This is a genomic window from Nostoc sp. JL31, assembly GCF_017114965.1.
Classification (GTDB): domain Bacteria; phylum Cyanobacteriota; class Cyanobacteriia; order Cyanobacteriales; family Nostocaceae; genus Nostoc; species Nostoc punctiforme_A.
Genome location: NZ_JABXKO010000071.1, coordinates 1 through 22,502, shown reverse-complemented (window position 1 = coordinate 22,502; position 22,502 = coordinate 1). Strand labels below are relative to the sequence as shown.

The following is a 22,502-nucleotide window of genomic DNA, read 5'->3' as shown; positions in this document are numbered from 1 at the left end:
TCTAGATTAATGACTACATGACCAAAAATGTGTAAGGATTAACAGAATACAAAGCATCGCCTAAATTTGGATATTTGAGTGTGCCGAAAGCAGGCATTATCTACAATGACGTTAAACCGATAGCGGGCCGTGTCGCTATCGAGTTGAAAGACAAGCTAACCGCAGCCGGTTGGAATGTATGTATCACATCGAGTATTGGTGGGATACTGGGCTATCCTAACCCGGAGAGTCCTGTTTGCCACACCCCCATTGACGGTCTGACACCCCCTGGTTTTGACTCAGATATGGAGTTTGCAGTGGTATTAGGGGGAGACGGCACTGTTCTCGCAGCGTCTCGTCAAGTAGCCCCTTGTGGTATTCCACTGCTAACAGTGAATACCGGCCACATGGGATTTTTGACGGAAACTTTCCTGAATCAGTTGCCCCAAGCACTAGAGCAGGCGATGGCAGGTGAGTATGAAATTGAAGAACGAGCCATGCTCAATGTCAAAGTGTTTCGGGATGATTCAGTGCTATGGGAAGCCCTATGCCTGAATGAAATGGTGCTACACCGGGAACCTTTGACCTCTATGTGCCATTTTGAAATTGCCATAGGGCATCATGCGCCAGTAGATATTGCCGCAGATGGTGTGATTGTTTCTACGCCTACTGGTTCTACAGCTTACTCATTGAGTGCTGGCGGCCCAGTGGTAACTCCTGGCGTACCTGTTTTACAGCTAGTACCAATTTGTCCCCATTCCTTAGCTTCTAGAGCATTGGTATTTCCAGATACTGAATCCGTCAATATCTACCCAGTCAATATTCCTCGGCTGGTAATGGTAGTAGATGGTAATGGAGGGTGCTATATCCTACCAGAAGATCGAGTATATATGGAGCGATCGCAATATAGTGCCCGATTTATTCGCCTGCAACCGCCTGAGTTTTTCCGAATTTTGCGAGAAAAATTAGGTTGGGGTTTACCACATATTGCTAAACCAACTTCGGTAGAATTGCCGTAAACATTAGGCATTGGGAATTGGGCATTGTTAAAGAAGCGAGGGAGCAACAGAAAATTTTTCCCCTCTGTCTCTTTTACTCCATGCCCCATGCCCCATTTACTGATTTCCTTCCAGAATTACGGTATGGAGATTGAATTTGGAGTTAGTTATTAAGATTGCATCCGAGAATTCGATAGCTGACACCTGAACGTGCTAAAACATCCTTAGCAGCGCGTCAAATCAGAATTGCTACATCACTAAAAGCTCGTAATTGCACTTTATAACTGATGTAAAGATTTTCTCTGGAATATCTTTACAATCCCAAATCCAATATCCCAAATTGTTATGACAGTTGCTCAAAGTCCTTGTGTTTTGGTGATTGAAACCGATGAGAGCCTTGCAAATCAGCTTACTTGCGATTTGCAAGAAGCTGGTTATGAATCAATTTTGGCTCATGATGCAACGAGTGGTTTACAACACTGTCGCGATCGCCAGCCTGCTTTAATTGTTTTAGACCGGATGTTAGCAGGAGAATCAGGACTCTCATTGTGCAAAAATATGAGAAGCACTGGTATGCGATCGCCTGTATTGATTTTAATGGCAAGGGATACAGTTGACGATCGTGTAGCTTGTCTAGAAGCTGGAGCGGATGATTACATCCTCAAACCTTACCGCTCAGAAGACTTTTTGAAGTTGATTCGCCTCTACTTGAAACCCGATGTGGATACCACAGAGCAATTACGCTTTGGAGATTTAATTTTAGACATAGCAACTCGCCGTGCCATACACAACGGACGACCAATTGACTTGACAATGAAGGAATTTGAACTATTAAAATTCTTAATGGAACATCCCCGTGAGGTGTTAACCCGCGAACAAATTCTAGAAAATGTTTGGGGTTACGACTTTCTGGGTGAGTCAAATGTAATTGAAGTGTACATCCGTTACTTGCGGCTAAAAATCGAAGATGAAGGTCAAAAGCGCCTCATTCAAACAGTGCGAGGCGTAGGATACGTTTTAAGAGAATCTTAGTATACTGTAGCGGGAGTTTGCTTATCTCCTTACCTCTTTCCTAGCCTCAGACTGGGAATGCTTTCTTTGGGTGCTGCTGCTGCCTCTTATCCAAGGGATTTTTCTGGCTACAACACTGTAAAATTGAAGTCTAAATTACAAAATCGAAAAGCTATATGACTCGTCGGCTAAGTTTGCTCTCGATAGTGCTGAGTATTTTTCTGATGGGTTGTTCTGTGCCAACAACTGCTAAATCTCCTAGCCCCACCTCTGGTTCTAAAACTCCAGCACCAGAGAGTTTAGGTCAAAAACTACCAATTTCTGCTAAAGCCATTGTGCCTAATGGTACAACGATTCAATTAGAGGTAGCACAGACGCCAAAACAGCAAGCGATGGGATTGATGTATCGACCAGCTTTACCAGATGACCGGGGGATGCTGTTTGGGTTCCCTTCAGCACAACCAGTCAGTTTCTGGATGAAGAATGTACCAGTACCCCTGGATATGGTATTTCTACATAAAGGTGTAGTGAAATATATTCAGGTTGCTGCACCTCCTTGTACAAGTGAGCCTTGTCCTACCTATGGGCCTAATACACCAATTGATAAGGTGATTGAACTTCGTGCTGGAAGAGCTGCCGAATTGAAGTTGAAAGTGGGCGATATTCTCAAAATTGAATTTTGAAACTCCGGTGCTTTGCGGGGATAAAAATTTGGGTAATTACTCGGTTGAGAGCCTATACGGTCGAAATATATGTTTTTTCTGTAAAAAATGTCACTTTGTGTGGTAAAACAGCACTTGTAACGCTACTATTTAAAAACTGTGGTAATAATGTAAAATTCTACTGTCTCAAACCTGAAATCACAGTCTTCAGGTTTGGTCTCAAAAATATTCCCTTGGGCGTAAGTGTAAATAGTCGCCAATAAGAGAGTATAGGCTAAGGAATCTTTATTACTACCTGTGTAAATAAATAAAACACAAAGGTAAATAAGATGAAGCCAATTTAATTAAGTAAAAATACTGCTTAATAATCTAGCAGATGATCTGTATGAGAATTTTTATTTCTCAGACCTTCTATGGGAAGCCTCTTTTAAAGGCAGATTAACAAAAACTGTGCTGGGGTGTATGGCCGATAACGGCACAGTGACAGATGAAATACTGGCTACTGTCTACCGAGTAATGGTGAACTGATATATGACAATACATTCTGCACAAGGAGGTGAGATACAAATGTCACCATCAAAATATTCTCGACTGATTCATTTTTTGCAAGAAGATTTGGCAATTTCCACAGCATCACTAGCGGTGGCGCTTCGGCATCGGGAGCAAGACCCAGGCCCTTTGGCCATGATTCTTTGGCAATATGGGTTAGTTACTCTAGAGCAATTAGAACAAATTTATGATTGGCTGGAGACGGCGTAGAATATACCGATTTTGGATTGTAGATTTTAGACTTTGGATAAAAAGTTTCTACCAAATACCTATTAGCAAAATATCAAACAATACTATTTATACCAATTTGAGATGATACTAAGTTGCCAAAGTTAGTCTTGTTTGGTGTCAAAGATACAGTGGGCTTTCTTCAAAGCAAATAATACTATCTAGGGCAACTTGGTGTCATTTAAGAGAATTGAGGTATGTCACATCAACTCTAGCTTATGCAAAGGTTGCTACTCTATATACAAATTGAAAGAGCGAGTTGATAATTTAACTCGCTTTTTTGATTTAGTACTCAGGACTGACTAAACACTTTAACAGCTGCGGCTATACCAGAACCAGGGGTAAAGTCTTCGTAGCCAAGTTCTGTGAGGGTAACTTCTAAGGATGCTATGCAGCTAAGGATATCGCGATCGCTCACAAAACCCAAGTGACCAATACGGAAAATTTTATTGCTCAAATGGTCTTGACCACCAGCGAGGGCAATATCAAAGCGTTTTTTCATCAATGACCGAATCTTATCCGGTTCAATTCCCTGCGGTGCTACAGCTGTAATCGCCGGACTAGCAGAATTATCTGCTGCAAGCAGGGGTAAATTTAACCCTTTAATGGCAGCGCGGGTGGCATTCTTCAGCCGTTCATGTCGAGCAAATATTGATTCTAAGCCTTCTTCTTTCATGATTCGTAACGTGGTGTGTAACGCTACGATCAAGTTCACAGGCGGAGTAAATGGAGTTGTATTTTTGGCTGTGGCTTTGCGATATTTGCCTAAGTCCAAATAATATTTCGGTAGCTTCGCAGTTTTGTAAACTTCCCAAGCTTTGGGACTGACAGAGACAAAACCCAATCCCGGCGGAATCATATAACCTTTTTGAGAACCGGAGGCGACTATATCCAAGCCCCAAGCATCTACAGGTAGATTGAATGCACCCAAGCTTGTGACGGCATCAACGATAATCAAAGCTTCACCGTGTTCTTTAACGTGGCGGTTGATGGTTTCTAGGTTATTCAACACACCCGTCGAGGTTTCGCTATGAGTAATGATTACAGCTTTGATTTGCTTTTGAGTATCTGCTTGGAGTTTTTCGGCAAATACTGCGGGGTCTAATGGTTTTCCCCATTCCACCTTAACTTCTTCTACATTCAAACCGTAGGCTTGGCCAACTTCTACCCAGCGTTCGCCAAATTTACCATTAGAGCCAACTAAAATGCGATCGCCTGGAGAGAGAAAATTAATTATACCTGCTTCTACAGCACCCGTACCACTCACATTCAGCGTCAGCACATCACTTTGAGTTTGGTGCAGCCACTTGAGATTTTCTGTCACCTCTGCCAATATATTGCTAAATTCACTAGTCCGGTGTCCAATTGGATGCTTGGCTAATGCCAGTAAGGCAGCTTCTGGCACTGGTGTAGGGCCTGGAATCATCAGCATCAGCTTATCGTTCATGTGTCTATCCTAAAAGTCAAATAAAAGTCAAAATTGTTGGAAGTTGGTTAAGTCTGATAGTAAATCCTAGATATTCATCTACAAATTCCACTCAGATCGTTACCAGCCTTGTTGTATATTTTCCAAATTTATAGGAAAAGTATCGTGGGAATTAATGATCGGTCAGCTTGACCTTTGCAATTTATACCAGACTCGAAGTCAAAGAAAACCTCTGTTCCAAGGCAATCTTACCACACACCTAGACGCCAGGTTAAGGTGTCTGCTCGTAAGCGAACGGCTATTTTAGCCAAGGATGAAACGTCTATCTATATCTCAGTTGTTTTTATAGAAAAACGCGAAATCGTTTTGAACATCGCAGTAATTCTCGGTGAAAAAGCTGTGTTTTGCTTCTACGAAAGAAGTAACCCCCTACACTATACGGAAGAATTGGCTGTCACCGTTTGCTAAGAGATAGAAGATACCCAACCCAAACTTTTCAATCTATATTGGGTCGAAGATTTGTTCTTGGGTTTCAATTCTCTAAAAAATACCTTCATCTATGATTTATTTGAGTCGAAATCCCTTCGATGCCAATATCCAAGACCTTTCTGGCTTATTTGGTAGCGACTAATTTGACGCAGAGGTTGAGATATATATGCTACTAATTGCTGCACTTTTTGATACTGCACTTAGTGGGAAGTGATGGCTATGGTGGGCCACGCCTACACTAATAAACTATAAGTTTTTATACTATACTTACAAAATTGCTACAATCGTGCTGAGTCTCCTTAGTTACTATTCACGGTGAGTCGTTTTTAACTAGTGTTCAGTTCATAAACTGTCACTCACTAGATCCCCGGTATTCTTGCAAAAGAGATATTCTTAGTTAGTGCAAGGAGTGATACCATTTCACAACATGTTTGTCACAAGTTATCCCCGTAATACTCTCTCCTCAGGGAGTGTTACAGATTTCAAATGTTGCATCAAACGAGTGAGTTGGTATAAGCTTTTACGGAAAAGCGCTTGAGTGAGCAAAACTCTCAAGCGCTTTTTTGTGTATAAATAAAATAGTTAAACTCTCTGGACGGCTATACATATGTGTTTAAATACACATATAGCAGAGAAATAAACTACAGATATAAGTATTGTGACAACATATACTTAGCGACTTTAAAATTTGTGCGTTTCGTCAAAACTTTTAAGTGACTGGACGTACCACACAAATTAGTTTTCTTGGCAACGGTTTTTCTTGACCAAGGTTGGGACGGTCTACTACTATTTCTAAGATACAAGGTTGGGTGAAGCAAAGCGCAACCCAACAAAGCTATGAAAATGTTAGGTTTCGTTCCTCAAACGCCACTTGCTTCTCCCTTTGCGCTAGCCTCTTCCAAAAGCAGAAGGGGAGACGCGCTGCGCGGACAAGTCGGGAAACCGCAAGGGCGCAGTGGCTCCCCAACTTACACAACTTAAGGTTTTTGGCGCTAACCCAAGCGTATTGGCTTAAGTACAACATTTCATTAATAATTCGTAGCGAATTCTCTGCGCCCCGACCCTGCGGCAAGACGTTCGCGTAGCGTCTCGTAGAGAAGCGCATCTGTGTTTAAATTTCAACCCTCAATTCGCCACGATTTTACGCAAAGCTGTACTTAGCTAACTACAAAATTTACCAACTTTCCAGGCACTACAATTACCTTTTTAATCTCTTTGCCTTCGATGTAACGTTGGGCAATTTCTGATTCACGGGCATATTTCTCCAACGCTACTTTATCTGCTTGTGCTGGTACTTGAATTGAGCCGCGAGTTTTACCCATAACTTGAATCACTAAAGTGATTTCATCAGCTACCAAAGCAACTGGGTCAAACGATGGCCAAGTTTGAGTATGAACTGAATCACTTTCACCCAATAAATGCCACAATTCATCAGCAATATGTGGTGCAAATGGTGCTAGTAAAACCACCAAAGTTCGAATACCTTCTGCGTAAATTGGTGAATTTTTGCCGTCGGCATCAGTTAAGGCATTACTCAACTTCATCAATTCTGAAATAGCCGTGTTGAATTGATATTCGTCTTCTACGTCTTCTGTCACAGCTTGAATCGCCGTGTGAATCGCCCGCCGCAATTCTTTTTCTGCCTTAGTTAAATCAGCGAGTTGGGCTTTTTTACGGGATACCCCAGCAGCAATATAATCTGTCACCAAACGCCAAACCCGATTTAAAAAGCGGAATTGTCCTTCCACATCGGCTTCATCCCATTCCAAATCTTTTTCTGGCGGCGCTTTGAACAAAATGAACATCCGCGCTGTATCTACACCATATTTGGAAATTACATCTTCTGGCGCTACACCGTTGCCCTTTGATTTAGACATGGTGGCATAGAGACGTTGCAACGGTTCGCCTGTCTGGGGGTCGCGCGGGTCGGCTGAATTTACCAGATTAGAAGGAATCCATTTATCTTTACCACCCTTCTTAGGATTTAGGTAAGTTAAACCCTGCACCATACCTTGAGTTAACAGGCGTTGGAAAGGTTCGTCAAAATTTAACAAGCCTCTGTCCCGCAGAACCTTAGTAAAGAACCGCGAATACAACAAATGTAAAATCGCGTGTTCAATCCCACCCACATACTGATCAACTGGCATCCAGTCGTTTATTTTACTGGAATCAAAAACTTGGTGTTCATTTTTAGCATCAGGGAAGCGCAAGAAATACCAGGAGGAATCAATAAAAGTATCCATCGTGTCGGTTTCCCGCTTCGCTGGAGTGCCACAAGTTGGACAAGGTACATTTACCCAACTCTCTAACTGAGTCAAAGGTGAACCGCCACGTCCAGTAAATTCCACCTCTTCTGGTAACTGTACCGGCAAATCTCGCTCGGGAACTGGTACTATCCCACAGTTAGGACAGTGAATTACAGGTATCGGTGCGCCCCAGTAACGTTGCCGCGAAATCAACCAATCCCGCAAGCGATATTGCACCCGCACTTTACCAAAACCTTGTTGTTCGGCGTATTCAATTATTGCTTGTTTAGCATCTGTGGAGGTCATACCAGTAAAAGCCCCAGAATTAATTAAAATTCCTGGTTCAGTGTATGCCTGGTTATATTCAATTTGGATGAGTTGTGTGACTTCATCAATGTCTGATGTTGGGGTTAAGTCAAAACCTTCAACATCATCTGGGGAAACAATGACAAAATCAACTGGCAAATCGTAATTTTTGGCAAACTTAAAATCCCGGACATCGTGTGCTGGTACACCCATCACCGCTCCAGTACCATACTCATACAGTACATAGTCAGCAATCCAAATCGGCACTTCTTCCCCTGTGAATGGGTTAATTGCCTTACCACCTGTGGGGATACCCCGCTTCGGTTTATCTTCAGAGGTACGTTCCAACTCACTTTGATGGGAAACCTCTTTAATAAAGGCTTCTACCGCTGCTTGTTGTTGTTTTGTGGTGACGCGCTTTGTTAAGGGATGTTCTGGTGCTAACACTAGGTAGCTGACACCATAAACGGTATCTGGACGTGTGGTGTACACGCCGATTTTTTCATCTATCCCAATGATGGGAAATTCCAAGTAAGCGCCTGTAGATTTGCCAATCCAGTTTGCCTGCATCGACTTGACGCGTTCCGGCCAACCTGTCAATTTATGTAAGTCATTGAGCAATTCTTCAGCGTAGTCGGTAATCTTGAAAAACCACTGGCGTAATAATTTGCGCTCAACTATTGCCCCACTCCGCCAAGAACGTCCTTCGTTATCAACTTGCTCATTTGCCAGTACAGTTTGATCGATCGGGTCCCAGTTTACAGCTGCTTCTTTTTGATAAGCTAACCCTGCTTGCAAAAACTGCAAGAAAATCCATTGTGTCCACTTGTAATAATCTGGTGAACAGGTAGCAAGTTCGCATTCCCAATCAATGGATAAACCAAGACGCTGCAATTGTTGCCGCATCTGAGCCATATTCTGATAAGTCCACTTTGCTGGCGGTACACCACGGTCAATGGCAGCGTTTTCTGCTGGCAAGCCAAAGGCATCCCAACCCATTGGGTGTATTACCCGATACCCTTGCATTCGCTTGAGGCGGGCAATCACATCGGTAATCGTATAATTACGGACGTGACCCATGTGTAGGCTGCCCGATGGATAAGGAAACATGGAAAGAGCGTAGAATTTTGGCTTATTGCTAACTGTCGATGTCTTATCTAAGCCAAGTTCTACCCATGTTTTTTGCCATTTTTCCTCAATTGCTGCTGGGTTATATCGGGAATCCACCAAAAATTCTCCTACTGGGTCTACGTCTACCTACTATGTCAACCTACCTATGTCAACATAGCAGGTTAATCTAATATTGTAGGTCAACTACTCACAGATTTATATATATCAGTGCGGTTGAGGAGCAGCCTAATTATGCTCAAACTGCGACCCTTTCAGATATCGCAAGAATTATTTGATGAAGGTTTAGGGACTTTCAGTTAAAAAAAACATCCCATCCTTGCGGGACGCTCCGCGAAGGTAGGGGTACAAGGTCTTGCGCCCCTACAAATCTACAAATAATTTGGGATAATTTATTTTTTGGAAGTCCCTTAAATGGTTAAATCAAATATAAAATTGTCTGATTTGGTGAGGGTTTTTGTCTACGGCACGCTCAAACCAGGTGAAGCTAACTATAAAAGATACTGTGCTGGCAAAGTCGTTGATGTCAAAATAGCTCTTGTACAAGGCAAATTATTTGCTCTGCCAATGGGCTACCCAGCGATGACGCTAGGGGATAGCCAAGTTTACGGATATTTACTTTCTTTTTCCCACCCAAAGATTTTAAATGAGCTAGATGTGCTGGAAGATTACCAGCCCAATAGACAAACGCCAGAAAACCTCTATAATCGACAAATTATCGAGGTTTATGAGCCACAGTCGCTCTCTCTGGGTTGGGCTTGGGTTTATTTAATGACTATTTAATGACTTTAGAGCAAGTTGATCGATTAGGTGGCTTCCTCCAACCTGGGGGCTGGTGGAGCGGCTGTGGTATAACCCCAAAGTCCAGTTATCAACTGTAAACTGTTAACTTTGCGATTAGTTTATGTCCTGTTTGGGGTCGTGTCCTTGCGGCTGTACCTGATAAATTGAATTTTCTGGAGAGGCTACTACTGCTTTCGGAATTTCAATTACCGGGTTATTTAGCCCCACCATCAGCGGCGAAGGGGGAACTATAGACGCTGAGGACGTTTGTATAGGTTCTCTTTGTGGTCGTTGTGCCAGTTGCGGCACCATCGACCCACCACCTACTAAGCCAGATATTGCACCGATCGCACAAGCAGCAACGGCTGCACTCCCCACCATCCAGTTTAAATGAGAGCGGCGGCGCAAACGTGACAATACTTGCTGAACTGTCTCTTCTGGCGACTGTTGGGCTGCTGGCACTGGGAGCGTCCGCAAGCCTTGGCGCAGCTTTAACAGTCGGGCATACAAACATTGAACTGAGGCATCATTTGCTAGCCATTCTTCTACTTGCCTGCGTTCGGTGCCTGTGACTTCACCATCGAGGTAAGCACTCAATAACTCGAAGCGATCGCGCTTCACCATATCCATAAGACCCGTTGATTCGTTGGTATGCTTGGCCATCCCATCTGACAAATCTTGAGGAAGTTGCAAAGGAGAACGGTCGTAAAACTGAGAATCAGTAGTCATCTTAACATTATTACCAATTCATTCACGGGTAAACTGGGCGGGAATTTCGGGAAAATTAGCCAATTTTCCTCCTAAAGGCAGAAATAATCTACGTCTTTCTAGTAATTCTTAATCTATGCTTAAATTCTGCCATTGGACAGAGGCAAGATACTGTAAATTAGGAGTCTAGATAATTCTGCAAGTGGGCTTGCAGTCTCGATCTAGCTCTGGCTATTCTTGACTTCACAGTTCCTAGAGAAACTCCAGTGATTTCGGCAATTTCTTCATAAGCCATGCCTTCGATTTCTCTGAGGACAATGGTAGTACGAAAAACTTCTGGTAAATCGGCGATCGCTTCCCGCAATTGCTCGTAAAATTCTCTAGTTGTCAGTTCTTCCTCTGGTCCTGGGGTATCGCCAGCGATTTCCCAATCCATCTCGCCGTCCTCTAAGGAACGGGGAGCATCCAGTGACAAAGGACTCATCACCCGTTTGCGTTTCCGTAACTCGTCGTAAAACAAGTTGGTGGCAATGCGGCTTAACCAGCCCCGAAATTTAGCAGGCTCTTGTAATCGGTTAATATTCCGATACACTCGAATCCAAACTTCTTGAGCCAAATCGGCTCTGTCAGCCCAATCTGGAGCCAGGTGGTATAGAACTCGATCGACTTGACTTTGATAGCGGCGTAATAGTTCTGCAAACGCAGCACGATCTGGTCGCAGTCCCGCTTGACAGCGCAAAATTAAATCGTGGTTAGGGAGTTTGTCAACTTGCACTGATGCTTCTGGATACTTTGCATCAACCGTTGACCAGGATACAGTAATCGATTGACTCATAGATCGTACTGGCTCTAAATCATCCCTATCTATTAGACCTGCTAATGGGACAGAAGTTCCATGCTCAGGTGACGGATTTATGACTGGAACACTGAAGCAGACAATTTTGGATACATTTATAGCAATAAGCAGAGCCACTTTTCCTTATACTGCTCCCATAGTTGCCCAAGACCCATCAACTAACAAAGGCGCAACACGATGCACATTTGAGTACTTTTAGCAACTGGGTATATACGCTTGATAAAAATAATTCAATTTGGCTATAAAAATGAAGATAAAATTTTGTAATTCTAACTTCTTGATACCTTTAAAATTCGGGTAATAATTTCTGGAAGTTAGGTTGCTGTGATTGCTAAGATGGTGATTTAATTTTTTGATTTCGTTACCAGAATAGTTGCTGATTGTTCTGATTGTGGCCCGAAGGCAGTACTAGAGTTATGTTGCTCTGGTACGCGAACTTGAAAAAAGAAATTGAGGGAAAATGTAATTGTTACCGCTAGCAATAGTTTTTCAAACATGGTTTTTCATCCACCTACACCATTAATGATTGATTGCTACATTTCAAGAGTTCCACTAAAAAGTCCGAGGAGAAGCTTACGACCCTCAGAACTTTTGAGGAATGAGGTTGCTCACTTGGAGTTTTGCCACTGGGACAATTCGTATAGTCTTAGTTTGCCCAGAGGTGTTGGCAGATTTATAGCGGAAATGATAAGTATTGATAAATTTTTGATAATCGGATGATGAACTTATCCAATTACTCGGCTGAATATGTCAGGGATAAACAATAGGCGATGGCAATGGTAAGAAATGAATCTGTAGGGCGTATGGTAATGTTGCTTTGTTTTGGCACAGCATTTTTATCCTTAGCTGTCCATTGGCGCATTACTACAGCGGAACGGCAGTTTGAAAAATCTGCATCTACTTCGATGCGGCGAGATTCTACCCGAACCGATCTTAAGGTAAGCCGCCCAGAGGGAGTCTACAAGAATCTTTCCCAAGTGAGCTTAGGGGAAATTGCGTTGGGCGGATCTGTGCCACCTGATGAAGTTACCCAAGGCTCAACTGTCGGGACGTTTACACCAAAGTCCTCTGCTATTAAGTCTCAAACTAAGTCAAAAATAATTAAGAAGAATGTAGTAAAAGCAACTACTCGTAGGGCTTCGACACTCAGGTATTCTGCTCTGAAGTCTCAAACTAAGTCGAAAATAATTAAGAATAATACAGCGAAAGCGAATGTTGGGAAGGCTTCTACTATTAAGCCTCAAACGCAGCCCCAAAAAACCATTAAGAATAATGTAGCTAAAGCAAGCGATTTACCAACTCAGACACGGCTAGTGGCGCAAGTAGAAAGACAAAATCCAGTTGCGGATAGTTGGCCAAAAGGTCTATGGTCTCAGGCTTCAGCTCAACAAATACCATCTAATAGGCTAGCAAATGCCAAGACGCAAGTGGTGGTTGATTTAAGCGATCGCCGCACTTATGTATATGCAGGAGATGAGGTGATAGCCAGCTACCCGATTGCTGTCGGTAAGAAAGGTTGGGAAACGCCCACAGGTTCTTTCCAGGTGATCCACATGAGACACTATCCAATCTGGCGTCACCCGATTACTGGTAAAGTATTTCAGGCTGGTACGGATAGTCCCTTGGGAGATAGATGGATTGGTTTTTGGTCAGATGGACGGAATGAAATTGGCTTTCATGGCACACCGGATATTGACCTGGTAGGAACGGCTGTATCCCACGGTTGCCTGAGAATGCGTAATTCTGATGTCCGATTGTTATATGAACAAGTGAGTTTAGGGACAAAAGTGTTAGTACGTGATTAATTAATTAAGAATCATTAGTCCTTTGTCCTTTGTCTAAAACAAATCACTAATGACTAATGACTCTTAAAATTATAATTTTTGCTCAAAGTTAGGTGCGTATGTTTGGAGTAAAGCACTAACTTGGCGTACAACCTCATTACCAGTATTTTTACCCAAGGCTTGCCGTTCTGGGAAGAAATCGGGTCGATCGAGGTAACGGTTAATCGCCTCACTTATTTGTTGAGAAATTAAGTCTTGCAGTTGTGCCTGAGCCGTTTGCCGCTGGAAGTTAGCACCCTCTTCTGTAGTAGCATACAAAGGTGGTAGCCGATTGAGGGCGTAAGCAGCAATATCCCCGACATCTAAAGAACTTTCGCTGGTGGCTTCAATTTCTGCGACTCGTGCGATCGCTTCTGTCAGCACCAATTCTTCCATAACGTTAATGAATTGTTTGCGCGGTACCGCCACTACCTCACCAGTCAATAGCGCACCCATCAGCCGATCCAACGCCATATACTCTTCGATTGAGAGTTCCGAGGCGTTATCACAGATTCTACCGACTTCTGCTTCCATTGCTGGTGTCAAATAACCATCCTGGAGAGCTTGTTCTACAATTTTTTCGATACTCATAACGCTTATCATCATTTATGTTGGCCAAGCAAGGTAGGGACGGTATCAATCCAATTTATTTTGCCTAATTCTCAGCAAAAAATACACAAATTGTGCAAAGACAGGATCAATTCTGCCTCTACTAGTTAACGACCTTAGTTCGCCAAGGTGTTGGATCAACAGATTGTCCGTTGACATACAGACCCCAATGTAAATGTGGCCCCGTGGCTGCACCTGTTGAACCTACTGCACCAATTAGTTGACCAGCTTTTACAAAATCACCTTCTTTAACGTTAATACGACTCAGGTGCATGAAAATACTGGTTACTCCTTGACCGTGGTCAATGCCAACTACGTTGCCGTGTATCCGAAACCCTTGGGATACCCTACCTACCAAAGCAACTCGCCCAGAGGCTGGGGCAATTACCGGTGAACCGGCAGCACCAGCGTAGTCAAGACCACGATGATAGTAGTCCTTTGCAAATGTACCATTATAGTAGCGACGTACACCATAGTTTGTACTCATCCGCCCTGCATTTGGCTTCAGGAATACTCCATTCCAATACTTTTCTGGTGTTTGTAGCGCCTTAAAAGCTGCCACACGCTTCAACTCATACTCTGTGGCATCCACTCCTGCTTTGCCAGGTGGCAAAGTAATGCGTTGTACGGGGAATTTGCGATTCAGCACATTCACTGCCAAGTTTTGCACTTGACTATCCCCTGCAACCCGAAGTGTTCTAGTTCCAGCTTTTTCTAATGGAGTTGTGGGAACAAAAGCCCGATACTGATTGGGCGCAATTTCAAAGGCTGGGTATGTATTCTTGCCACTGGCTACGGTTGGATTTTTACCATTCTCTGGATTATCTAAATTAATCTCCACCGAGAGTGTATCCCCTAATTTCGGATTCGTTGGAGTCACCTTTACTTGCAAAGCATCTACAGGCAATGCCAAGGCGATCGGGAGAACAGCAAATATTCCCTTTAACAGATTTATTCCACGGCAATTGGCTGTCAAAGTTTTGACATCAAAACCGAGCAAATTTTTGTTTGAACTACTAGTGCTATTCTCAATAATCATAAGAATTACAAAAAAACCCTTGCTTGTATTGGAAAATAGATTAGCTTATTATCGCTAGTGTTTCCTGTTTGAAGCCGATAACCATAAATTTTCGGAAATTCTCCAGGTAGTTATGGATTGCAAGGGCAAATCATTTTATCTGTAATTTTAGGAAATTGGTCTTAATTTTAATAATCAAGGTGTATGACATTGACAATGAGCATAAAATTTAACTTTCATTACATAAATAATACTTGAAGAAAATCTTGGAATCAACTGGACACTTTTTCAACTGGACACTAATATCACATTGTTAGGTTGAAATCGGTATGGGGAAATTACTTAAACTAGGTAAGTAACTCAGTGAGGATAAATTAAACTATAGGACTAGTCATAAATATTTTCAAATTTGCTGATCATAGGGCTTTATTTGCCGAAAAACTATGATAATAAGGCAGAATCACGTTTCTGCGACGCCAAAATTAAGATTTACTTTATAAATCAACTCTGAGTGAGAGAATACGCTAATTAACTTTAGGCTGATAGTATTACTTTGGACTTGAGTTTGCCATCTTCCATCTGAACGATGCGATCGGCAATGTCTAGGATGCGGTTGTCATGAGTAACCATCAAGATGGTACAGCCCTGTTCTTTTGCTAGTTTTTGCATGAGATTAACTACATCTCGTCCCGATTGACTGTCAAGGGCGGCGGTGGGTTCATCCGCGAGGATTATTTGAGGATGACTAACTAAAGCACGAGCGATCGCTACTCTTTGTTTTTGTCCTCCAGACAGCTTATCAGGGTAATAATGCAAATGATTTCCTAATCCTACTTGCTCTAACATTTGGGCTGATCTAGCTCGCATCTTTTTTAACCCAAGATGTTTGTGTAATTCTAAAGCCATTTTGACGTTTTGGAGTGCCGTTAAACTACCATGTAAGTTATGTGCTTGGAAAATATAACCATTGCGGCGTCGCGATTGCACTAGTTGTTCAGCGCTCGCACCACAAAGTTCTCGTCCCAACACTCGCAAACTACCAGATTGCGCAGAACGCAACCCACCCACTAAGGTCAGTAAGGTAGTCTTTCCAGAACCAGAAGGCCCAGTCATGATAATAATTTCACCAGCATTAATCTCTAAGTTGATATTACATAAAACTTGCTTGCGGAGTGAACCGTAACCAAAGTGGTGGTCGAGATTCTGGATGGAAATGACGGGTTTGCTAGTCATAAGTAGGTCGATTACTCGTGATGACCGTCATTTGTCTTTGATCATTAGTCATTTGTTACTACAAAGGACTAATGACTAAGGACAAATGACAATTTTTAGAACATATCAGCGGGGTCGGTGGCTTGAAGTTTGCGGGTGGCGATCGCACCGGAAATTGTACACATAATGATAGTCAGTACTAATACCTGCAATGCCCGAATCGCAGTCATGTACATGGGCAAATTTGTAGCACTGCGAGTCAGTTGATAAAGCACTAAGGACACTCCCAATCCGGGGAAGAAACCCAGTGCTGCTAATATCAACGATTCTTCAAGCACCACACCTAGCAGGTAGTAATTGCGATATCCCATTGCTTTGAAGGTGGCATATTCTCGAACGTGGGCATTAACATCGTTAGAGAGAACTTGATAAACGATGATCACGCCTACCACAAATCCCATCGATACACCTAGACTGAAAATAAACCCAATTGGGGAATTTGTTCTCCAAAAGTTATTCTCAAATTCAATAAATTCGGCGTGGGTTAATACTCTGACATCATCTCTGAGGTAGGCTTTGAGCATTGCTGCTACTTTTTTCGGTTCATAGCCTGGTTTCAGAAGAATCAAACCTAGACTGACACTGCTCGACTGTCGCCCAGAAAATAGCCGCAAAAAATTTTGATCGCTGGTAATCAGGTTGCCATCAAAGCCAAAGGAAGCCCCGACTTGGAATAAGCCACTAATGGTAATTGTGCGCCGTTCTATTTCAGTAGTCAGGGTTTTACCTTGGTCAATTTGAGCGATCGCTTTTTGATAATCTCCTCTTGCACCACGGTCAAACAAGACGGTATCCGGCATTTTGATCGCTTGCAGTTGCTGGTTAACATCTGGTAAGTCAAAAGCTGGCTTGTCTGGGTTAAAGCCGATAACTAACACCCCAGTCTCACGGTGTGTTTGGGGATTCTTCCAGATTGTGTTATTGAAATACATTGGTTCTGCTGACTTCACCCCTGGTATATCCATTGCTTGGTAAAGTCGCCGTCGAGAAAATGTAGACAAGCTTGGCAAGTTACGGGCTTGAGGGCTGGTTAAAACAATGTCTGCTTGCAAACTGCGATGTAGTCTGGTGTTACTGTCATACAGCGCAGTCTGAAAACCTAGCTGCATGAACATCAAAAGATCAGCAAACGCAATGCCTGATAATGCCACTAAAAGACGGCTTTTTTCATGATTCAGTTGCAGCCATCCTAGAGGGGTTCGCCGTTGCAGTTGTTTGAGCAATCCCATAATTAGGTACTGGAGGTTGGGGACTAGGGATTGGGGAGTGGGGACAAGGGGGACATGGAAAATAACCAATTTCCAATGTCCTATGCCATTTTCACAATTCAATTACTGCCTTAACTTGCATATTGGTTAAGGTGGCGGCTTTTTGGCTGGAAGCTTCATCTAGTCGGATGTGGACTTCTACTACTCTGTTGTCGATATTGCTAACAGGATCTGTGTTAATGACATTCTGCCGTCGCACTTGCAAGCCTTTGCGATCTACGATTCCCTGCAATTCAATTGGGAGGTTATCACCAAAGATTCGCACTTGCTGCCCTGAATGTACTTTGCCGATATCGCTTTCGTAGACTTCGGCGATGACATACATCTGGCTGGTTTGTCCAATATCTGCAATGCCATCATTTGATACTAATTCTCCAGGATAGGCATGGATCTCAAATACCTGTCCATTTTGGGGCGATCGCACCTCTGCCTGTTCAAGATTGACTTTTGCCAGATTCATAGCTGCTACGGCACGGTTGACTTCTGCTTTGGCAGCTTCTACATCCACTCCGCGCACTTCGGCGATTTCATCAAGTGTTGCTGTGGCTTGTTTGACTTGTTGCTGGCTAGTTGATTGGGTACGATTTAACTGTGCTTGGGCTTCTTGCAAGCTTTTTTGGGCGGTTTCCAAGTTTAAACGCTTACTATCCCGTTGAGAAGCGGAAATTGCGCCTTGTTGATATAGTTGCTGATAACGTTCGTCTTCTGCTTGGGCGTTACGTACTTGGGCTTGGAATCGCTCAATTGTTGCGGCTTGGGCATTAATATCACCTTGGCGTTCGGCTTCTAGACGAGCGATCGCAGCTTTTTGGGCGGTAATTTCACCGCGTTTAGCACCTGCTTGGGTGCGGTTTAGGTTTGCTTGGGCTACTTTTACCTGTTCTTCCGCTTCTTTTAAAGCTGCTTGGAGGCGATCGCGGCTGTTTAAAATTGCGATCGCTTGTCCTGCTTTTACCTTATCCCCCTCCTTTACCAACAACTTTTCTACCCGACTTCCTTCCGCAGACACCGCAGCTGAGAGTTTAATTACCTTTCCCTGTGGTTCGAGTTGCCCTAAAGCTGTTACCGTTTTTAATTGTGGTAATTGTGTTACTGGTACTTGTGCCTCTGGATTTGCATAATTTTGCCAGCGTTTTACTATATAAAAACTTATTCCGCCAACCAATAAAGATACAGTTATACCTATAGCAACGGATGGACGCAGAATCGACTTAGGGAACCTTCTGTACTCTAGCTTTGAGTTTCGCACCATAGATTACCTCTTAACTAGTGGCGCAGAAAAAAGAATAGATTAGGCTTTTCTCCGTACTTGTTTGCTAATTCCTACTTCTTGAGTCAGTGATTGTCGATTTATCACTTCCAAGTCCATAAAATAATTTGGAAATTGTTGAGATTTTACTTAGATAAAGTGATTTATCTGGCTACGATAACAACGAATATCTCTAGCGAATTAGATGTTTATGTTTTTAGCAAACTACTTTTGTTTTATGAAAGTACTCAGGTATAGTAAACGGTTTTAAAATTCCTGGTTGTAACAGCGCCAACAATCATAATCAAATTAAGTAAATAACAAAAAATATTTGGTGTGATTACGATCGGTGGAAATTCATGTCAAATTTTGATGATTATAGTGTTTCTTAATGACATGATGTACCTCACTCAACCAAGAACCGCTATAATCCCATTCAAAGATTAAAACGTTAACTAAGCCGCATTGGGATACCTGTAGCTTGCAATTCTCACAAATCAAATAGGATTGCAGTATCCCTCTTCTGTCAGTCTCCGAAAACTTTTGCCATTTCTGAATTCTAAAGCTTTTGTATAGCAAGCGATCGCCAGATTATTTCCTAATAACAAATACAAGACCTATTTTTTTCTAATAGGAAAGCCTGTATTGACTGACTGATAAAGCTTTCAGAGATTGACTGTACGGAAAGTGACAGAAGAGGGGTATTTAAGTCTGTTTGCTATTGGGAATTATAAAGATACGGATACAAAACTTTCACAATAGTTTTGACGCATCCTTTATAGTATAAATGTACCATCAGCTTTAGTTATACAGCCATGCAACCTCTTCAGCCAGTTAGCGGATCGGATTTGCAAAGATTTTTGTCAGCACCAGAGCAGTTATTGCAAGAGTCAGTAGCATTGTAATTAGCCGTTACCAGTTTCCACCAGACACCGCGAAGTCTTTTAGAGATTCTAGTTAATAGTCCTGATGAGCAGGTAGCAGAAGCAGCAAGTTTACACGTAAACTATGCAGGAGAAATAACAGATGGGTGGCAGCAAGCAGTTGATGAAATCCTGCAACAGCGTCAGCTAGGGCAAAACGACCGATTGGCGGTAGAACTACTCAAAATCGGGCCTGTACCTCCTTGCTTCCTCAGCGAATGGGTTCCATCTGAGCGACTAATTCAAGGATTGCGAAATCCCCAAATGCCGTTGCGTTATCGGTTGCAATTATTACAACGACTATCGCAAGAACCAACTTTAGAACCGAGGTTACAGGTAGCAGAGTCGCCAGAAACGCCGTCAGCAGTGTTGGAACAGTTGGCGGGTGATTTAGAATTAGCAGTGCGGTTAGCGGTGAAATTTAATCCCTGTTGTCCACCACCATTAATTGAACTCGTGGAAGGACAGTATTCCGTTGCATCTGACTGGAACACCGATAGCGAACAATTAGCTATGCTGGGGCAGAGTCGCTGGGCGTGGATCAGGTTGGCTGTGGCGCAAAATCCCTCAGCGACAGTAGAGACGCTGATGCAATTGGCTGGGGATGCTGTGTATAAAATTCAGTTAGCGGTAGCGAAGAATCCAGAAACACCCGCAGATGTGTTGGCTGTGCTAGCAGAACATCTAGATAAAGCGATACAAGCAACTGTAGCGGAACATGGGAATGCAACGGAAGAAATATTGCATCAATTATTTCCAACTCAGCAGAAACTTTTGGAAAGAAGGGAAAATTTACCAACTAGTATTTTAGAGCGATTTTTTAACGAAGTAGCGACAGAGAAACCGCTTTGGAAAAATTACAAATGGCGGTATCTGTTTCTGGATCAGCCAAATACACCAACCTGGATTTTAGCTGAGTTAGCGAATGTTGATTTGGAGGCATTGAAGAGCCAAACTAATTTTTCACTGATATTCCAAACTTTAGAAGAAGGCATGACCGTGCAAGAATGGCTTCAAGATGAGACAATATTTTTGGAATATATTGCTAAACATCCTCAAGCTACAGTGGAAATTTTACAACATTTGACACAATATCCCAATCCGTATGTAAAACTAGCTGTTGCTCGGAATTCTCAAACTCCTGAAGAACTCAAATTAAGTTTATTAGCAGAGTTAGCTGTTAATGCTGACGAGAGGATTCAAGTCAAAGTTGCGGAAAATCCTCATACACCTGTGCATATTTTGGAAATGATGGCACAAAATGAGTTTTATGAGATAAAAGTCTTACGAGAAATTCGGCGAGTTTTAGCATCAAAATATCCAGAAAATTCTCACTCATTCAAATCTACTGTTGACTATGAAATGTCTCATTTCAAGCATGAGATTTTATATCCAGCAGGTATAAATGTTGATGTTGAAAGCTGGATGAAAATTATTGAAAGTCATAATTTACTCGAAATAATGGCAAATAATTCAACATCTTGGGATACGAGTCGCCAACTGACTCCATTAATGGTGTAATTAATGCCTCAATGGGCTGAAATTATCCCCAATGTAGAAAAGAATATATTGGAACAAATTGTCAGCAACCTAGAAAATATTTTGGTAAGTATTAACATTTATGTTAAAAATACTCTGCGGTCAGTTTTTGAATTTGTTGCTGGATTTTAGAGAATTGGTATAACTTGTAAATAATTGAGGATGTTGCAGATGGCATACAGTGATTTCACACTTGCCAAAGTTCGAGAAACGTTTCAACTTGTAATTGATGAAAAGCGCAATCTATTCAAAGATGTGTCGCCTATTCAACCTTCCGCTACTTTAACAACGCTCTTAGAAGAATATACTCAACTAGCAACTGCCATCAACACTGAAAAAGCCCGTTCAGAATTACTAATTATGCCAGTTCTTACGGAAGTTAGACGGCAGTTAAATTATCAAATTTCACTGTTTTCTGGAACAGATTTTGATGTAGATAGTAGTAAAGGATTGAACGGATTTTGTGATTTTATTCTCTGCGGTTCTGAAGAACAGTTTTATATTAAAGCACCTGTACTTACAATTATTGAGGCGAAAAATGAAAATATCAAAGGTGGCTTAGGACAATGTATTGCCACTATGATAGCTGCCCAATTATTCAATCAAAATACTCAACAAGAAGTTAAGAAAATCTATGGAGTTGTCACTAGTGGAACTAACTGGCGATTTTTAATGTTGGAAGGATTAACAGCATACATTGACATAGTTGAATACTACATTAATGATGTTGATAAAATTCTCGGTATTCTGTTGCACCCATTTCAATCTTCTTTGCTACAAGCATCTTCCTAAATCAGTCATTCTCTTAACATAGAGACTATCTGCAAATATTAACATATCCGCCAATAAAAAATTAAATTATACCTATTAAACTATGCAGCCAGAAACAGAGCAAATTCTAGGAACACTAGAAGTTATTATTGAGCCTAATTCAAATTTTAATTTACCCGGACATGAAGACGGTGGATATATTTCTCCATTTGTTTGGAAAGTCTCTGAATATGGAGAATTTAATATACTAAAATTGAGTATTTTCAAAGACTGGTTACAATTGACAGATGTTGATAAAACAATTGTAAGCTGGCAAGAAATGGAGTATTTAAAAACTTTTAATAACTTTGACTTTAAAAAATATGAGAAGAATAATAGGTCAAATACAATCAAAGTCTTATTTAAAATGCTGAGTGATAAATTGCAAAATTTAGAATCTTTTGATTTAAAAGTTTACTGTTACTTACTACCCAATACTTCAATCGGTATTATTGTTGGTAAAACAATAGATAGTGATTGGATTTGTGTCTGTCCTACCATTTATAAAGAAACAGAAATTTCTCAACAGCAAATTTTTCGCTCTGAGCAGCTTCAATCAATTAGCACTAAGTAAGTTGGCGTGAAAAAACCAAAGTATGTAAAGATAAGTAAATACGGAGAA

General features: G+C 41.9%; 20 protein-coding genes and 1 pseudogene. 11 read left to right on the top strand and 10 right to left on the bottom strand.

What is annotated here, in order from left to right; genetic code table 11:
* Positions 1-80: 80 nt before the first annotated feature.
* The 4 genes from HWQ43_RS16980 (at position 81) to HWQ43_RS16965 (ending at position 3,409) form a co-directional block, all read left to right on the top strand.
* Positions 81-998, top strand: a complete 918-nt coding sequence (locus tag HWQ43_RS16980) for an NAD(+) kinase (protein ID WP_094352564.1) — start codon at positions 81-83, stop codon at positions 996-998.
* A 324-nt stretch (positions 999-1,322) separates the two neighbouring features.
* Positions 1,323-2,009 (top strand): response regulator transcription factor NblR, encoded by a 687-nt coding sequence (gene nblR, locus HWQ43_RS16975; protein WP_292736097.1) that lies wholly within the window; start codon positions 1,323-1,325, stop codon positions 2,007-2,009.
* A gap of 155 nt (positions 2,010-2,164) precedes the next feature.
* A complete protein-coding gene (locus HWQ43_RS16970; RefSeq protein ID WP_292736095.1) occupies positions 2,165-2,671 on the top strand; it encodes a DUF192 domain-containing protein in 507 nt (168 codons plus the stop codon).
* 510 nt (positions 2,672-3,181) lie between these two features.
* Entirely contained in the window at positions 3,182-3,409 is a 228-nt protein-coding gene (locus HWQ43_RS16965) for a DUF2949 domain-containing protein (protein WP_292736094.1), read from the top strand.
* A gap of 310 nt (positions 3,410-3,719) precedes the next feature.
* Here HWQ43_RS16965 and HWQ43_RS16960 read toward each other — a convergent pair whose 3' ends face one another.
* Entirely contained in the window at positions 3,720-4,874 is a 1,155-nt protein-coding gene (locus HWQ43_RS16960; RefSeq protein WP_292736093.1) for an alanine--glyoxylate aminotransferase family protein, read from the bottom strand.
* 255 nt (positions 4,875-5,129) lie between these two features.
* On the opposite strand from HWQ43_RS16960, the gene HWQ43_RS16955 reads away from it, so the two are divergent.
* The gene (locus HWQ43_RS16955; protein WP_292736091.1) at positions 5,130-5,321 is read left to right on the top strand and encodes a hypothetical protein; all 192 of its coding nucleotides are present in this window, start codon (positions 5,130-5,132) and stop codon (positions 5,319-5,321) included.
* A 1,178-nt stretch (positions 5,322-6,499) separates the two neighbouring features.
* On the opposite strand, the gene leuS is transcribed toward HWQ43_RS16955, so the two are convergent.
* The gene (gene leuS / locus HWQ43_RS16950; protein WP_292736089.1) at positions 6,500-9,121 is read right to left on the bottom strand and encodes a leucine--tRNA ligase; all 2,622 of its coding nucleotides are present in this window, start codon (positions 9,119-9,121) and stop codon (positions 6,500-6,502) included.
* A gap of 315 nt (positions 9,122-9,436) precedes the next feature.
* On the opposite strand from leuS, the pseudogene HWQ43_RS16945 reads away from it, so the two are divergent.
* Positions 9,437-9,903 (top strand): annotated as a pseudogene (locus HWQ43_RS16945) (gamma-glutamylcyclotransferase).
* Positions 9,904-9,919: 16 nt separating this feature from the next.
* On the opposite strand, the gene HWQ43_RS16940 reads toward HWQ43_RS16945, so the two are convergent.
* From HWQ43_RS16940 to HWQ43_RS16930, 3 genes are all read right to left on the bottom strand, one after another.
* The gene (locus HWQ43_RS16940; protein WP_292736086.1) at positions 9,920-10,534 is read right to left on the bottom strand and encodes an anti-sigma factor; all 615 of its coding nucleotides are present in this window, start codon (positions 10,532-10,534) and stop codon (positions 9,920-9,922) included.
* 157 nt (positions 10,535-10,691) lie between these two features.
* Positions 10,692-11,348: a sigma-70 family RNA polymerase sigma factor gene (locus HWQ43_RS16935; protein ID WP_099101330.1), complete on the bottom strand. Its 657-nt coding sequence runs from the start codon at positions 11,346-11,348 to the stop codon at positions 10,692-10,694.
* A gap of 365 nt (positions 11,349-11,713) precedes the next feature.
* Positions 11,714-11,866: a hypothetical protein gene (locus HWQ43_RS16930; RefSeq protein WP_292736083.1), complete on the bottom strand. Its 153-nt coding sequence runs from the start codon at positions 11,864-11,866 to the stop codon at positions 11,714-11,716.
* A gap of 735 nt (positions 11,867-12,601) precedes the next feature.
* On the opposite strand from HWQ43_RS16930, the gene HWQ43_RS16925 reads away from it, so the two are divergent.
* Positions 12,602-13,174, top strand: a complete 573-nt coding sequence (locus HWQ43_RS16925; RefSeq protein ID WP_292736119.1) for a L,D-transpeptidase — start codon at positions 12,602-12,604, stop codon at positions 13,172-13,174.
* A 69-nt stretch (positions 13,175-13,243) separates the two neighbouring features.
* On the opposite strand, the gene HWQ43_RS16920 is transcribed toward HWQ43_RS16925, so the two are convergent.
* From HWQ43_RS16920 to HWQ43_RS16900, 5 genes are all read right to left on the bottom strand, one after another.
* On the bottom strand, positions 13,244-13,783 hold the full coding sequence (locus HWQ43_RS16920; RefSeq protein WP_094352554.1) for a late competence development ComFB family protein: 540 nt from the start codon (positions 13,781-13,783) through the stop codon (positions 13,244-13,246).
* A gap of 121 nt (positions 13,784-13,904) precedes the next feature.
* Positions 13,905-14,840, bottom strand: coding sequence for a M23 family metallopeptidase (locus HWQ43_RS16915; protein ID WP_292736079.1), 936 nt, complete (start codon positions 14,838-14,840; stop codon positions 13,905-13,907).
* A gap of 513 nt (positions 14,841-15,353) precedes the next feature.
* A complete protein-coding gene (locus HWQ43_RS16910; RefSeq protein ID WP_292736076.1) occupies positions 15,354-16,052 on the bottom strand; it encodes a DevA family ABC transporter ATP-binding protein in 699 nt (232 codons plus the stop codon).
* A 95-nt stretch (positions 16,053-16,147) separates the two neighbouring features.
* Positions 16,148-17,320, bottom strand: coding sequence for an ABC transporter permease DevC (devC, locus tag HWQ43_RS16905; RefSeq protein ID WP_292736116.1), 1,173 nt, complete (start codon positions 17,318-17,320; stop codon positions 16,148-16,150).
* Between the two features lie 91 nt (positions 17,321-17,411).
* A complete protein-coding gene (locus HWQ43_RS16900; protein ID WP_292736074.1) occupies positions 17,412-18,611 on the bottom strand; it encodes an ABC exporter membrane fusion protein in 1,200 nt (399 codons plus the stop codon).
* 1,085 nt (positions 18,612-19,696) lie between these two features.
* Between HWQ43_RS16900 and HWQ43_RS16895 the strand changes: the two genes are divergently transcribed.
* The 4 genes from HWQ43_RS16895 (at position 19,697) to HWQ43_RS16880 (ending at position 22,454) form a co-directional block, all read left to right on the top strand.
* Positions 19,697-21,052 (top strand): hypothetical protein, encoded by a 1,356-nt coding sequence (locus tag HWQ43_RS16895; protein WP_292736071.1) that lies wholly within the window; start codon positions 19,697-19,699, stop codon positions 21,050-21,052.
* Positions 21,053-21,055: 3 nt separating this feature from the next.
* Entirely contained in the window at positions 21,056-21,202 is a 147-nt protein-coding gene (locus HWQ43_RS16890; RefSeq protein WP_292736068.1) for a hypothetical protein, read from the top strand.
* Between the two features lie 39 nt (positions 21,203-21,241).
* Positions 21,242-21,862: a hypothetical protein gene (locus HWQ43_RS16885; RefSeq protein WP_292736065.1), complete on the top strand. Its 621-nt coding sequence runs from the start codon at positions 21,242-21,244 to the stop codon at positions 21,860-21,862.
* Between the two features lie 82 nt (positions 21,863-21,944).
* Entirely contained in the window at positions 21,945-22,454 is a 510-nt protein-coding gene (locus tag HWQ43_RS16880; RefSeq protein ID WP_292736062.1) for a hypothetical protein, read from the top strand.
* Positions 22,455-22,502 lie beyond the last annotated feature (48 nt).